11 protein-coding genes are annotated in these 14,397 nt (G+C 66.8%); all 11 read left to right on the top strand.

What is annotated here, in order from left to right:
* The first annotated feature begins 4 nt into the window (after window positions 1-4).
* The 11 genes from ACQ5DX_RS17875 to rpoB all read left to right on the top strand — a co-directional run bounded on the left by ACQ5DX_RS17875 (window position 5) and on the right by rpoB (window position 14,265).
* On the top strand, window positions 5-799 hold the full coding sequence (locus ACQ5DX_RS17875; RefSeq protein WP_430333840.1) for an MlaE family ABC transporter permease: 795 nt from the start codon (window positions 5-7) through the stop codon (window positions 797-799).
* 4 nt (window positions 800-803) lie between these two features.
* Window positions 804-1,664, top strand: coding sequence for an MlaE family ABC transporter permease (locus tag ACQ5DX_RS17870; RefSeq protein WP_430333839.1), 861 nt, complete (start codon window positions 804-806; stop codon window positions 1,662-1,664).
* Window positions 1,661-2,992 carry an MCE family protein gene (locus ACQ5DX_RS17865; RefSeq protein WP_430333838.1) on the top strand — a complete coding sequence of 444 codons (1,332 nt, stop codon included), beginning with the start codon at window positions 1,661-1,663 and terminating at the stop codon, window positions 2,990-2,992. The genes ACQ5DX_RS17870 and ACQ5DX_RS17865 overlap by 4 nt, the downstream gene beginning before the upstream one ends.
* An 8-nt stretch (window positions 2,993-3,000) precedes the next feature.
* The gene (locus tag ACQ5DX_RS17860) at window positions 3,001-4,065 is read left to right on the top strand and encodes an MCE family protein (protein WP_430335724.1); all 1,065 of its coding nucleotides are present in this window, start codon (window positions 3,001-3,003) and stop codon (window positions 4,063-4,065) included.
* Window positions 4,062-5,069, top strand: a complete 1,008-nt coding sequence (locus ACQ5DX_RS17855) for an MCE family protein (protein WP_430333837.1) — start codon at window positions 4,062-4,064, stop codon at window positions 5,067-5,069. The genes ACQ5DX_RS17860 and ACQ5DX_RS17855 overlap by 4 nt, the downstream gene beginning before the upstream one ends.
* Entirely contained in the window at window positions 5,069-6,307 is a 1,239-nt protein-coding gene (locus ACQ5DX_RS17850) for an MCE family protein (RefSeq protein ID WP_430333836.1), read from the top strand. Before ACQ5DX_RS17855 ends, ACQ5DX_RS17850 begins: the two co-directional genes overlap by 1 nt.
* 5 nt (window positions 6,308-6,312) lie before the next feature.
* Window positions 6,313-7,551 (top strand): MCE family protein, encoded by a 1,239-nt coding sequence (locus tag ACQ5DX_RS17845; RefSeq protein WP_430335723.1) that lies wholly within the window; start codon window positions 6,313-6,315, stop codon window positions 7,549-7,551.
* Window positions 7,551-8,801 carry an MCE family protein gene (locus ACQ5DX_RS17840; RefSeq protein WP_430333835.1) on the top strand — a complete coding sequence of 417 codons (1,251 nt, stop codon included), beginning with the start codon at window positions 7,551-7,553 and terminating at the stop codon, window positions 8,799-8,801. Before ACQ5DX_RS17845 ends, ACQ5DX_RS17840 begins: the two co-directional genes overlap by 1 nt.
* A 40-nt stretch (window positions 8,802-8,841) precedes the next feature.
* Window positions 8,842-9,471, top strand: coding sequence for a mammalian cell entry protein (locus tag ACQ5DX_RS17835; RefSeq protein ID WP_430333834.1), 630 nt, complete (start codon window positions 8,842-8,844; stop codon window positions 9,469-9,471).
* A 73-nt stretch (window positions 9,472-9,544) separates the two neighbouring features.
* On the top strand, window positions 9,545-10,354 hold the full coding sequence (locus tag ACQ5DX_RS17830) for a mammalian cell entry protein (RefSeq protein ID WP_430333833.1): 810 nt from the start codon (window positions 9,545-9,547) through the stop codon (window positions 10,352-10,354).
* 404 nt (window positions 10,355-10,758) lie between these two features.
* Window positions 10,759-14,265 (top strand): DNA-directed RNA polymerase subunit beta, encoded by a 3,507-nt coding sequence (gene rpoB / locus ACQ5DX_RS17825; protein ID WP_430333832.1) that lies wholly within the window; start codon window positions 10,759-10,761, stop codon window positions 14,263-14,265.
* Window positions 14,266-14,397 lie beyond the last annotated feature (132 nt).

The following is a 14,397-nucleotide window of genomic DNA, read 5'->3' as shown; positions in this document are numbered from 1 at the left end:
GCGTATGGGGGGCACCCGCACTTCGCTGACGAAGCCGGTCATCGGGGCGCTGACGCAGGCCGGTCACATCGTCCAGCTGTTCGTCGACGTCGTCCGCAACACGTTCAAGAGGCCGTTCCAGTTCAAGGAGTTCATCGAACAGGCGTGGTTCATCGCGAGCGTCACGATCCTGCCGACCGCGCTCGTCGCGATCCCGTTCGGCGCTGTCGTGTCGTTGCAGACGGGGTCGCTGATCAAGCAGTTGGGCGCGGAGGCGTTCACGGGTGCCGCCAGCGTTCTCGCCGTGATCCAGCAGGGCAGTCCGATCGTGACGGCGCTGCTGATTGCGGGCGCCGCCGGATCGGCGGTCACCGCCGACCTCGGTTCCCGGACCATCCGCGAGGAGATCGACGCTATGGAGGTCCTCGGCATCAACCCGGTCCAGCGCCTGGTCGTGCCGCGGGTCCTCGCGATGGTGCTGGTCGCGGTGTTGCTCAACGGGCTGGTCTCGGTCGTCGGCATCGCGGGTGGCTACTTCTTCAACGTCATCCTCCAGGGCGGTACCCCCGGTGCCTACCTCGCGTCGTTCTCGGCGCTCGCGCAGTTGCCCGACCTGTACATCGCCGAGGTCAAGGCGGCGATCTTCGGTGTCATCGCAGGCGTGATCGCTGCCTACAAGGGGCTCACGCCCAAGGGCGGACCCAAGGGAGTCGGTGAGGCGGTGAACCAGGCCGTCGTCATCACGTTCCTGGTGCTGTTCTTCGCGAACCTGATCCTCACCATGGTGTACCTGCAGATTGTTCCGGCGAAGGGGGCATGAGCCGATGACGATCGCACGGGGACGGGGAGACTACGCACTGATGCGGGCCCGGCGCTGGGCGCGCAAGCCACTCGACGTGCTCGACAATGCCGGCGAGCAGATGTCGTTCTACTCGCGGGCCATCGCATGGACACCGCGCACGATCCGCCGCTACCGCAAGGAGATGCTGCGGTTGCTGGCCGAGGTCACGTTCGGCAGCGGCGCGCTCGCCGTGATCGGCGGCACCATCGGTGTGATCGTGATGATGTCGGGCTTCACCGGTGTCGTCGTCGGCCTGCAGGGCTTCGCCGCCCTGGACCAGATCGGTAGCTCCGTGCTGACGGGCTTCCTCTCGGCATACGTCAACACCCGTGAGATCGCGCCGATCGTCGCGGCCCTGGCCTTGTCGGCGACGGTCGGCTGTGGATTCACCGCGCAGCTCGGCGCCATGCGGATCTCCGAGGAGATCGACGCGCTCGAGGTGATGGCGGTGCCGAGCGTGCCGTTCCTCGTCACCACCCGGATGATCGCCGGATTCGTCGCGGTGATCCCGTTGTACATCGTGGGCCTGCTCGCCGCGTACCTCGCGTCGCGCGTCGTGAGCACCGTGTTCAACGGCCAGTCCACCGGCTCGTACGACCACTACTTCAACCTGTTCCTGCCGCCCGAGGACGTGCTGTGGTCCTTCGGCAAGGTGCTGGTCTTCGCCTTCGTCCTGATCCTCATCCACTGCTACTACGGGTTCCACGCCCGCGGCGGCCCGGCCGGCGTCGGCGTCGCGGTCGGCCATGCAGTGCGCACCGCCATCGTCACCATCGCGGTCTTGGACTTCTTCCTGAGCCTCGCGATCTGGGGAACGACGACCACGGTGCGGGTGGCCGGATGATCGAGACACCGTCGAAGCTGCGCCGCCGCATTCTGGGACTCGTGTTCTTCCTGGTTCTGGCCCTGTTCGTGGGCGGCACGATCGCGAGCTACAACAAGACGTTCAAGTCGGTGGTCGAGGTCGATCTCGTGACCGACTCCGTCGGCAACGCGCTGCCGCGCAACGCCGACGTCAAGGTTCGCGGCCTGATCGTCGGCGAGGTGCGCGGGGCGTCGACCGACGACGGCAAGGTCACGTCGGTCATGGCGATCGAGCCGGACAAGGCCGAGCTGATCCCGTCGAACGCCACCGCCCGCCTGCTGCCGAAGACGCTGTTCGGTGAGCGGTACGTCGACCTGGTCATCCCGGAGAATCCGAGCCCCAATCCCATCCAGGCCGGCGGCACCATCTACCAGGACGCGAGCGGCAACGCGGTGGAGCTCGGCAAGATGCTCGACGGTCTGCTACCGCTGCTCCAGGCGATACCTCCCGAGAGCCTGGCGTCGACGCTCGGTGCACTGTCGCAGGCGCTCGACGGTCGGGGCGAGCAACTCGGCGTCACGCTCGACCAGCTCGACACGATCTTCGCGGGCGTCAACACCCGCATGCCCGACCTCACGGCCGGTCTGCAGAGCTTCGCGACGTTCACACAGACGTACTCCGACGCCGCCCCGCAGTTGATCGACGCGCTCGACAACCTGCGCACCACCAACGCCACCGTGGTCCAGGAGCGCAGCTCCGTCGACGCGCTCATGGCCTCGGTCACCTCGACCGGTTCCAGCACCGCGGACCTGCTGACCACCAACCGGGATTCGCTCATCTCGATCGCGGCGGATTCACGGGAGGCCCTCGAGATCCTGGCGCGGTTCTCCGGGACGTTCAGCTGCACGTTCAAGAACTTCGCGGACGTCATGCGGCGGTCGGGTGCGATCACCGGTGAGGGCTCCGACCTGCCGGGAGCGCGGGCGACGATCGAGCTGGTCAATCCGCGCGGTCGCTACCTGCCCAACCAGGACGAGCCCCGGCTCATCGACACCCGCGGGCCGCGCTGCTACGACCCGCCACCGCTGGGCACCGACATCGGCCAGTACCCGGGCGGTTCGATCCACGACGGCTCGTACCAGGTCCCGACCCGCAATGCGGGTGACCAGAACATCCCCGACCTGCCGACTCCGCAGTACTCGGTGCTGCCGGCGACGGGCGTGACGTACGCGGGCTCGCAGCTCGAGCGCGACACGCTGGCGGTCGTGTACGGCGAGGCCACCGGCACGGCTCCGGAAGACGTGCCGTCGTGGACCACCACGATCGGGGCACCGGCACTGCGTGGAAAGGAGGTGAGCGTCAAGTGAAGCGACAGCTGCGAGGGGTGGCCGCGCCACTCACCAAACTCGTGATCTTTGCGGTCGTCACGATCCTTGCAACGAGCTTCCTCGCGCTCACGATCGCGAACACCAGTTCCACGGGGGGAACCAGGTTCAACGCCCGTTTCACCGATGTCACGTCGCTGAACAAGGGCGACGAGGTCCGCATCGCGGGTGTCCGCGTCGGCCAGGTCACCAAGATCGAGATCGTCGACGACCGGGAAGCGCAGGTCGAGTTCGCGGTCACCGACCGGGACTGGCTGCCGGCCAGCACGACGGCGACGATCCGGTTCCGCAACCTGGTCGGCCAGCGGTACATCGCGCTCGAACAGGGCACCGGACAGCAGGGCTACAAGCTGACCGCGGGCCAGACCATCCCGCTCGACCGGACCAAACCGGCCGTGAATCTCACGACGCTGTTCAACGGCTTCCGGCCGCTGTTCCAGACGCTCAGCGCCGACGACGTCAACAAGCTGTCGTACCAGATCATCCAGGTTTTCCAGGGGGAGGGCGGAACCATCGAGGACCTCGTGGCGAACACCGCGTCCCTGACGAACACGATCGCGGACAAGGACAAGGTGATCGGTGAACTGGTCACCAACCTGAACCGGGTGCTCGACACCGTCAACAAGCGGGACGAGCAGGTCGACCAGCTGATCGTGAACACCGAGCGCCTGGTGAGCGGGTTGAACGCCGACCGTGGCGTGATCGGCCAGTCGGTGCAGTCGCTGTCGGATCTGACGCGTGCGACGGCCGACCTCCTGGTGCCGACGCGCCCCTCGATCCAGGGCTCGATCGCCGGCCTCAACTCGGTGGCGACTCAGGTCAACGAGCGCAGCGCCGACGTGAACAAGGTCCTGGCGAACCTGCCGGTGAAGATGGAGAAGCTGGGCCGGGCCGGCAGCTACGGCTCGTGGTTCCAGTTCTATCTGTGCGGCATCGACATCGTCGCCGGACCGGGTACGGCGCCGCAGCTGAATCTGCCGACGAATCTGCCGACAGTGAACCAGCCGATCTACACCAACGCAGCTCCCCGTTGCTACGCGGACGGTGGCCAGTGACCAGCTACGAGCCCAAGAAGCGCAATCCCGCGGTCACCGGTGCCCTCGGCATCGTGGTGATCCTGCTCGCGACCATGTCGGCGTTCTTCCTCGACAGCCTGCCGATCGTCGGCGCTGCCAACCAGTACACCGCCGAGTTCTCGGAGGCCGCGGGCCTCAAGCCGGGCAACGAGGTGCGTGTGGCCGGCGTAAAGATCGGCAAGGTCACCGACGTGGATCTGGCCGGTGACCGGGTGCTCGTGACGTTCCAGACCAAGGACGCGTGGGTGGGGGACCAGACCACCGCGTCGATCCAGATCAAGACGATCCTGGGGCAGAAGTACCTGGCGCTCGATCCGCGTGGCACCGAGGTGCTCCATCCGGGGACGCCGATCCCGCTGGAGCGGACCACGTCGCCGTACGACGTCATCGACGCGTTCAGCGACGCGGCGACCACGCTCGAGCAGATCGACACCACCCAGCTGGCGTCGAGCTTCGAGGTGCTGTCGCAGTCGTTCGCGGGGACCCCGGACGAGATCCGCGGCTCGCTCGACGGCGTCGCCCGGCTGTCGGAGACGATCGCCAAGCGCGACCAGGATCTGAAGACGCTGTTCGACGCGACCAAGCAGACGTCGAAGATTCTCGCCGACCGCAACGATCAGTTCGAGAAGATCCTCGCCAACGGCGGCACCCTGCTGGCGGAGCTCAACACCCGCCAGCAGGCCATCGGTCAGCTGCTCACCAGCACCCAGACGTTGTCGCGGGAGCTCACCGGGCTGGTCGCAGACAACGAGGCGCAGATCACCCCCGCGCTCACCCAGCTGCAGGGTGTCATCGACATTCTCAACGCGAACCAACAGAACGTGAGCAAGACGCTCGAGTACGCCGCGCCGTTCTACCGGATCTACGCCAACGTCCTCGGCAACGGTCGATGGTTCGACACCGTCGTGACGAACCTGACGCCGCCCGGGCTGCCGGACATCCCCGGATACCGCGAGCCCTTCCGCACCCTGGGGGGTAACTGATGAGTGAGACTCGGGCCGGCACCCGCAAGTGGATTCCGGTGGCGCTCATCGCGGCCGTCGCGATCGTCGTGGCGGGCGTGCTGTGGTGGGTGTTCCAGAACGCCGGCACCACGAAGATCACCGCGTACTTCGACAAGTCGGTGGGCATCTACGAGGGCTCCGACGTGCGCGTCCTCGGCGTGAAGGTCGGCACGGTCGACTCGGTGGTTCCGCAGGGCGAGCAGGTGCAGGTGACGATGACCGTCGAACGGGGCGTCGATATTCCGGCCGACGCGAAGGCCGTACAGGTGACGCCGTCGGTCGTCTCCGACCGCTACATCCAGCTCACGCCGGCCTACACGGGCGGCGACAAGATGGACCGGGACGCGACCATCCCGCGGGGGCGCACGGCCACCCCGGTCGAGGTGGACGAGCTGTATGCGAGCGTCACCGAGTTGTCGGAGGCGCTGGGTCCCAACGGTGCGAACAAGGACGGCGCGCTGTCGGATCTCGTCGACACCGCGGCCGCGAACCTCGACGGCAACGGCGACGCGCTCGGCAACACGTTCACGCAGCTCTCGGCGGCGGCGCGCACGTTGTCCGACTCCCGCGCCGACATCTTCGACACGGTCAAGAATCTGCAGGTGTTCGTCAGCGCCCTCGCCGCGAACGACACGCAGGTGCGCCAGTTCAACACTCAGCTGGCCGACCTGAGCGGGTTCCTGGCGGGGGAGAAGGAGAATCTGGGACTGGCGCTGAACCAGTTGTCGCTCGCGCTCGGTGACGTGGCCCGGTTCATCGAGAACAACCGCGATCTGCTCGCACAGAACCTCGACGGGCTCACCACCGTCACCCAGACGATCGCCGATCAGCGAGATGCGCTCGCTGAGGCGCTCGTGACGATTCCGCTGGCGATCAGCAACCTGGTCAATGCGCACGACGCCGAGTCGGGCACGCTGCAGATGCGCGTCGACCTTCCCGACCTGCAGGATCCGTTCGGTCTGGGTTGCAAGCTGATCGACGTCGCGAAGCTGATGCCCGGTGATCCGCGGTTCGAGGCGTTGGGTCGGCAGATGGCGCCGGTCATCGAGAACTGCAAGGCGGTCACCGATCAGCTGACCGCCGGTGTGAAGACTCCGACGCTGAACCTGCCGCTCGGCATCCTGAGCGGCGACAACCAGCAGCGCGGCACGGTCCCCGGCACGGTGCCGGGCACGCCGTCGCCGCGGCTGGGCGGAACTCAGGGGGGCACGCCGTGAGGACTGTGCGGACGAGGGTCGCGGGGGTCGCTGCGGGCGTGTGCGTGCTCGCGCTCGCGACTGGATGCGGCGGGATCTACTCGGTCCCGCTGCCCGGCGGCGCCGACATCGGCAGCGATCCGATGCGCGTGAAGATCGAGTTCGACGACGTGCTGGACCTCGTGCCCCAGTCGACCGTCAAGGTCGACGGCGTTCCGGTCGGTCGGGTCGAGAGCATCGAGGTGGCGTCGGACGGTTGGACGGCGCAGGTCGACACCCTGGTCAACAGTTCGGTGGACCTGCCCGCCAACGCGGTCGCGGAGGTGCAGCAGTCGAATCTTCTGGGCGAGAAGTTCATCGCGATTTCGGCGCCGGAGCACAATCCGTCGAGCCAGCGACTCGCGAGCGGCGACACGATCCCGGTGGATCGCACGCGGCACGCCACCGACATCGAGCAGGTACTCGGCGCGATGTCGCTGCTGCTCAACGGTGGCGGCGTCGCACAGCTGCAGCCGATCGTGTCGGAGCTCGAGAAGGCGCTCGACGGCCGGGAGACCAAGGTGCGCGGGCTGCTGGAGCAGGCGAACACCCTGATCGCCGGGCTCGAGGAACAGCGCAACTCGATCACCCGGGCGCTGGACGGTCTCGACACGCTCAGCACGCGGGTGAGCGACCAGACGGGCAAGCTCGAGAAGATCCTCGACGAACTCCCGGAGGGAGTGAACATCCTCGCCGAGCAGCGTCCTCAGTTGGTGCAGATGCTCTCGCAGGTGGACCGGCTCGGTCAGGTCGGCACCGACGTCATCAACCAGTCGAAGGACAACCTGATCGCCGATCTGCGGGCGCTGCGGCCGACGCTGCAGCAGCTCGGCGCGGCCACGCCGGACATCATCACGTCGGCTCCGATCGTGCCCACGTTCCCGTTTCCGGACTCGATCATCCCGTCGATCCACGGCGGCATGTCGAACGTGTTCCTGTCGATCGACCTGCAGATCGGTGACGTGCTGTCCAACCTCGGCGTCGGCAAGCCCGACCCGGTGTACTACCCGCCGAAGTACGGTCCGCCGGTGCCCGTGAACCCGAGCAACCCGTACTACAACGGCAACGGCGCACGGCCGGGCTGGCCGACGGTCTCGCTGCTACCGCTGCCGCCGATCGTCCCGAATCCGGTCCCGGAGCCGGGCACCGCACCGGTGTCCGCACCGCTGGCCGCGCAACAGAACCCGTTCGATGCGTTCCTGAGGCAGCTGGGGGTGGGTGAGTAATGGTCTCGCGTCTGGCCAGGTGGCAGCTGGTGGCGTTCATCGTCGTCGCGGTACTCGGCATCGGTTACGTCGGTGCCAAGTACGTGCGGCTCGACACGCTCCTCGGGTTCGGCGAGTACCAGGTGGACGCGGAGTTCGCGACTTCCGGCGGCATCTTCACCAACGCCGAGGTGACGTATCGCGGCGTGCCTGTCGGCAGGGTCGGGGACCTCGCGCTGACCGAGGACGGCGTGTCGGTCGCGTTGATGATCAGCAACGGCGCGCCGAAGATCCCGGCGTCGGCGAAGGCCGTGGTCGCCAACCGGTCCGCGATCGGTGAGCAGTACGTGGACCTGCAGCCCGACACCGACGAGGGGCCGTACCTCGTCGACGGTTCGGTGATCACGGAACCGAACACGTCGACGCCGATTCCGGTCGAGAACCTGATCGGCAGCGTCGACAGCCTGGCCCGGTCGGTGCCCACCGATGCGTTGCACACGACCGTCGTGGAACTGGGCAGAGCGTTCACCGGCAAGGGGGAGGACCTGCAGGTCCTGGTCGATTCGCTCGGCCGGTTCACCCAGACCGCGAACGAGGCGCTGCCGCAGACGCTCACGCTGATCAGCGACGGCCGGACGGTGTTCGACACGCAGGCTGATCAGTCCGGCGCCATCCGCCAGTTCAGCGACGGCCTCGAGCAGATCGCGGCGCAACTGAAGTCGAGCGACCCCGACGTGCGGCGACTGATCGGCACGGGCAAGGACGCGAGTGACACGGTCGGCAAGGTCGTGGCGACCAGCGGCGACGCTCTCACCACGGACCTGACCAACCTGAACACGACCCTGACCACCCTCGCGCCGCGGTCGATCGCGCTGCAGCCGTTCTTCCAGTTCCTGCCGGCACTGTCGGCGGGTGCGTCGGCCGTCGCACCCGGTGACGGCACCATCCACTTCGGGCTCGTCCTCGAGACCGACAACCCGGTGCCCTGCACCAAGGGGTACGAAGGCACGCAGGAGATCCTGGCGCAGATGAAGGCCCAGAACCCGAACTTCGACGACACCGTCGACGACTTCCCGTTCAACACGAAGGTGCGGTGCGCGGTCGAACAGGGCAACCCGACCGGTGTCCGCAGTGCCGAACGGATCATCTACGCCGACCCGAACACCCCGCAGCCGTGGGACAGTACTCCGAAGGTCGACCCCGACAAGTTGAACCTCAACCCGATCGCCACCCAGCTCGCGACGCTGATGGGCGTCGTGCCGGTCCAGTAGCGATCGGCAAGCATTCGTTACCCGAGAGTAAGGTTGCCGTGTGACGGACACCACGACCAAGAACAGTAAGGCCCTCGTCGCGGCGACCGCGCTGGTGATCGTGCTCCTCGTCGGTGCCCTGGTGGCGGCCGGCTGGTTCGGCGTCGGATGGGCGCGCGCCGCGTTCGTGGAGAAGCCGAAGGCGGACGCTCGTGAGTCGGCGCTGTCCGACGCCCGCCAGGCGGCGATCAACCTCAACTCGTTCGACGCCGCGAACCTCGACCAGTCGTTCTCGAACATCGAGTCGTCGATCACCGGCGGGCTGGTCGACGATCTGAACTCGACCAAGGACCAGCTCACCCAGCAGACGAAGCAGACCGGTGCCCGCAGCACCGCCGAGGTGCTCGGGGCGACCCTGACCTCGCTGAACGTCGACGACGGCACCGCCGATGCGGTCGTCGTGCTGGCCACGACGACGACGTGGCCCGACCAGTCGTCGCGCAAGGTTCGGGTGACCATGCGGTTGACGATGGACGAGGGCGACGACGGCGTGTGGCGCGCATCCAAGTCCGTGAACCTCGGCAACGCCGCCGTCCTCGACGAGTCGGCCGCGCAGTCGCCCGCCCCCGCGCCGCCGGCGGATCCGAATGCCGGATCGGCCACGCCGGAGCCCGACGCCGACGGCCAGTAGCGCCAACCAGCCCTGCCCGATCCGGGTCGACGTCGCCTGCGGTGGCGTCGCGCCCGTTGGAAGGAGTTCTCCAGTGCCTCCCATTCGCCGTAACACCAGGTTGAACACGCCGCAGCGACGACCGAAGATCGCCGGCACGGCGGATCGCCCCGGCGTCGGCGCGGCCGCGACGTCGGGTGCCGTCGTCGTCGAGCAGAGCCCTGGCGTCATCGACGAGACCACGGTCGTCGTCGACGAGCCCACAGCCGCCCTCGAAGAGGCGCCGGCCGTCATCGACGAGCCCACAGCCGCCCTCGAAGAGGCACCTGCCGTCGAGGAGAGCACCGAGACGCCCCGCGTCGCCGGCGTCGAGGATGTCGAGCCCGCCGCGTCGGACGTGGCCGCCGAGCGCGGGCGGCTGAGCTGGCGCCTGGTCACGGTCCTGGGTGCGGTTGCCGTGGTCGCCGCAGCCTTCGCGGTAGTGGCCGCGTTCCGGCCGGGTGCACAGGTGAGTAACACCGCGTACGTCGACATCGCCACGACGTCGGAGGTCACGGAGGCCACTCGCGCCGCACTGACCACGCTGTACGCGTATGCCCCCGACACGATCGACCAGTACCCCGACAAGGCGCGGGGTGTGCTGACCGAGAAGATGCGATCCGAGTTCGACAAGACGGTGGATCCCACGGTTTCGGCGGTCAAGCAGTCCGGGACGAGCACCGCCGTCGAACTGAGCGATGTCGGGGTCAAGGTTCTGGACCGTGACCGGGCCGAATTGATCGTGAACATGACCGTCAGTGCCGAGGCGAACGGTGTCGCTCAGGACAGTGCGTCGGGTCCGTTGATCGTTCAGATGGAAAAAGTGGACGGCGTGTGGCTATTGTCTGACATTGCGGATCAGTAGTCGGGCGCTCGACAGATCGGTCAGCGCCTAGCTGTCGCCCGACGCCCTACTGCCCCGAATCCTCCCGGATGAGACCGAAAGCCACTTCGAGTCGAAACACCGGGACTAGGCTTGACGCGACGATCATCACGCGTCACTCTATGCGTGAACATTCACGCGGTCTTCCGCGTGCGGCGCCCGCTCGGGGTGTCCTTTCTGCTGCCCGACTCGACATCTACTGGGTTTGGGTGTACTTTTGGACGTTGCGCTGGCTGCCTCCTGTCCACCTCTCGACCTCACTGCGGTGAAGTGATCCACTTCCTGTTTCGGTGGCGAGGATTCGTTCGGGTTGTGACCAGCGAATTCGCCCCACATGAAGAAGCAGATACAGCGGCGGTCGCACCAGCAAGAGCGGCCCGCGTGAGGTGCTGGAAGGACGCATCTTGGCAGTCTCTAGCCAGACCAAGGCAGTTGCCGGAATCCCCGGAGCCCCGAAGAGGGTCTCGTTCGCGAAGATTCGTGAACCTCTCGAAGTCCCAGGGCTCCTCGATCTACAGACTGATTCGTTCGAATGGTTGATCGGCTCGCAGGGCTGGCGTGAGCGCGCAGCCGCGCGTGGCGACGGAGCGGTCGTCGGTGGTCTCGACGAGATCCTGGCCGAGCTCTCGCCGATCGAGGACTTCTCGGGGTCGATGTCCCTGTCCTTCTCGGACCCGCGCTTCGACGAAGTCAAGGCCTCGGTCGACGAGTGCAAAGACAAGGACATGACCTACGCGGCGCCGCTGTTCGTCACCGCGGAGTTCATCAACAACAACACCGGTGAGATCAAGAGCCAGACGGTCTTCATGGGTGATTTCCCGATGATGACCGCCAAGGGCACGTTCATCATCAACGGCACCGAGCGCGTCGTCGTCTCGCAGCTGGTCCGTTCGCCGGGCGTCTACTTCGACGATTCGATCGACAAGAGCACCGAGAAGACCTTGCACAGCGTCAAGGTCATCCCGGGTCGTGGTGCATGGCTCGAGTTCGACGTCGACAAGCGTGACACCGTTGGTGTCCGTATCGACCGCAAGCGCCGTCAGCCGGTCACCGTGCTGCTCAAGGCGCTGGGCTGGACCACCGAGCAGATCACCGAGCGTTTCGGGTTCTCCGAGATCATGATGTCCACGCTCGAGAAGGACAACACGGCCGGCACCGACGAGGCGCTGCTCGACATCTACCGCAAGCTGCGCCCGGGTGAGCCGCCGACGAAGGAGAGCGCGCAGACCCTCCTGGAGAACCTGTTCTTCAAGGACAAGCGCTACGACCTCGCTCGCGTGGGCCGCTACAAGATCAACAAGAAGCTGGGCCTGAACATGGGCCTGCCGATCGAGGCGTCGACCCTCACCGAGGACGACATCGTCACCACGATCGAGTACCTCGTGCGCCTGCACGCGGGCGACAACATGATGACCGCTCCGGGCGGCGTCGAGGTTCCGGTCGAGGTCGACGACATCGACCACTTCGGCAACCGTCGTCTGCGCACCGTCGGCGAGCTCATCCAGAACCAGATCCGCGTGGGCCTGTCCCGCATGGAGCGCGTGGTTCGCGAGCGCATGACGACCCAGGACGTCGAGGCCATCACGCCGCAGACCCTGATCAACATTCGCCCGGTCGTCGCCGCGATCAAGGAGTTCTTCGGAACCTCCCAGCTGTCGCAGTTCATGGACCAGAACAACCCGCTGTCGGGCCTGACCCACAAGCGTCGTCTGTCGGCGCTGGGCCCCGGTGGTCTGTCCCGTGAGCGCGCCGGCCTCGAGGTGCGAGACGTCCACCCGTCGCACTACGGCCGCATGTGCCCGATCGAGACCCCTGAAGGCCCGAACATCGGCCTGATCGGCTCGCTGTCGGTGTACGCGCGGGTCAACCCGTTCGGCTTCATCGAGACCCCGTACCGCAAGGTCGAGGACGGCCAGGTCACCGACCAGGTCGACTACCTGACCGCGGACGAGGAGGACCGCCACGTCGTGGCGCAGGCCAACTCGCCGGTCGACTCGTCGGGTCACTTCACCGAGGACCGCGTCCTCGTCCGTCGTAAGGGCGGCGAGGTCGAGTTCGTCTCGTCCTCCGACGTCGACTACATGGACGTGTCGCCGCGTCAGATGGTCTCCGTCGCGACCGCGATGATTCCGTTCCTCGAGCACGACGACGCCAACCGTGCCCTCATGGGCGCGAACATGCAGCGTCAGGCGGTGCCGCTGGTCCGCAGCGAGGCGCCGCTGGTCGGTACCGGCATGGAGCTGCGTGCCGCGGTCGACGCCGGCGACGTCATCGTCACCGAGAAGAGCGGTGTGGTCGAGGAGATCTCCTCCGACTACGTCACCGTCATGGCCGACGACGGCAGCCGCAAGACGTACCGTCTGCGCAAGTTCGCCCGTTCCAACCAGGGCACGTGTGCCAACCAGCGTCCGATCGTGGACGAGGGGCAGCGCGTCGAGTCCGGACAGGTCCTGGCCGACGGCCCCTGCACCCAGAACGGCGAGATGGCGCTGGGCAAGAACCTGCTCGTGGCGATCATGCCGTGGGAGGGCCACAACTACGAGGACGCGATCATCCTGTCGCAGCGCCTCGTAGAGGAGGACGTCCTCACCTCGATCCACATCGAGGAGCACGAGATCGATGCCCGCGACACCAAGCTCGGTGCCGAGGAGATCACCCGGGACATCCCGAACGTCTCGGACGAGGTCCTCGCCGATCTCGACGAGCGCGGCATCGTCCGCATCGGTGCCGAGGTCCGCGACGGCGACATCCTGGTCGGCAAGGTCACCCCGAAGGGCGAGACCGAGCTGACCCCGGAGGAGCGCCTGCTGCGCGCGATCTTCGGCGAGAAGGCCCGCGAGGTTCGCGACACCTCCCTCAAGGTGCCGCACGGTGAGTCCGGCAAGGTCATCGGCATCCGCGTGTTCTCGCGCGAGGACGACGACGATCTGCCTCCGGGCGTCAACGAGCTGGTCCGCGTCTACGTTGCCCAGAAGCGCAAGATCCAGGACGGCGACAAGCTCGCCGGCCGCCACGGCAACAAGGGCGTCATCGGCAAGATCCTCCCGCAGGAGGACATGCCGTTCCTGCCCGACGGCACCCCGGTCGACATCATCCTGAACACCCACGGTGTTCCGCGTCGTATGAACATCGGTCAGGTGCTCGAGACGCACCTGGGCTGGATCGGCAAGACCGGCTGGAACGTCCAGATCGCGGGCGACGGCTCCCGTCCGGACTGGGCCGAGAGCCTGCCCGAGGAGATGCTGTCCGCCCCGGCCGACTCGAACATCGCCACGCCGGTGTTCGACGGTGCCAAGGAGGACGAGCTCACCGGTCTGCTCGGTTCGACGCTGCCGAACCGTGACGGCGAGCGGATGGTGGGCCCGGACGGCAAGGCGACGCTGTTCGACGGTCGCTCGGGCGAGCCGTTCCCGTACCCCGTGTCGGTCGGCTACATGTACATCATCAAGCTGCACCACCTGGTCGACGACAAGATCCACGCGCGTTCGACCGGTCCGTACTCGATGATCACCCAGCAGCCGCTCGGCGGTAAGGCCCAGTTCGGTGGCCAGCGCTTCGGTGAGATGGAGTGCTGGGCGATGCAGGCGTACGGCGCCGCCTACACCCTGCAGGAGCTGCTCACCATCAAGTCGGACGACGTGGTCGGCCGCGTGAAGGTGTACGAGGCCATCGTCAAGGGCGAGAACATCCCCGAGCCGGGCATCCCGGAGTCCTTCAAGGTGCTCCTCAAGGAGCTCCAGTCGCTGTGCCTCAACGTGGAGGTGCTGTCCTCGGACGGCGCAGCCATCGCGATGGCCGACGGCGACGACGAGGACCTCGAGCGTGCCGCCGCGAACCTGGGCATCAACCTGTCCAGGAACGAGGCCGCGACCGTGGACGATCTCGCGAACTAGTTTTACGGTCCCCGGGCCGTGGGGACGCCCACGGCACCCACGGCCCGGGGGCGCTAGAGCACATTTGAATTGGCAGTCAGGAAAAGCGGACCTCCACCGCTGATCCGCAATCCCTCTGGGGAAAGGAAGTTA

Origin of the sequence: Rhodococcus sp. ACT016 (genome assembly GCF_050477185.1) — a bacterium.
Taxonomy (GTDB): Bacteria; Actinomycetota; Actinomycetes; order Mycobacteriales; family Mycobacteriaceae; genus Prescottella.
This window is presented reverse-complemented; position numbering and strand designations above follow the sequence as displayed.

What these genes read in the sequence shown, in the direction of transcription:
- ACQ5DX_RS17875 (WP_430333840.1), top strand. Translation starts at nt 5, where the DNA reads ATGGGGGGCACCCGCACTTCGCTGACGAAGCCGGTCATCGGGGCGCTG.
- ACQ5DX_RS17870 (WP_430333839.1), top strand. Translation starts at nt 804, where the DNA reads ATGACGATCGCACGGGGACGGGGAGACTACGCACTGATGCGGGCCCGG.
- ACQ5DX_RS17865 (WP_430333838.1), top strand. Translation starts at nt 1,661, where the DNA reads ATGATCGAGACACCGTCGAAGCTGCGCCGCCGCATTCTGGGACTCGTG.
- ACQ5DX_RS17850 (WP_430333836.1), top strand. Translation starts at nt 5,069, where the DNA reads ATGAGTGAGACTCGGGCCGGCACCCGCAAGTGGATTCCGGTGGCGCTC.
- ACQ5DX_RS17840 (WP_430333835.1), top strand. Translation starts at nt 7,551, where the DNA reads ATGGTCTCGCGTCTGGCCAGGTGGCAGCTGGTGGCGTTCATCGTCGTC.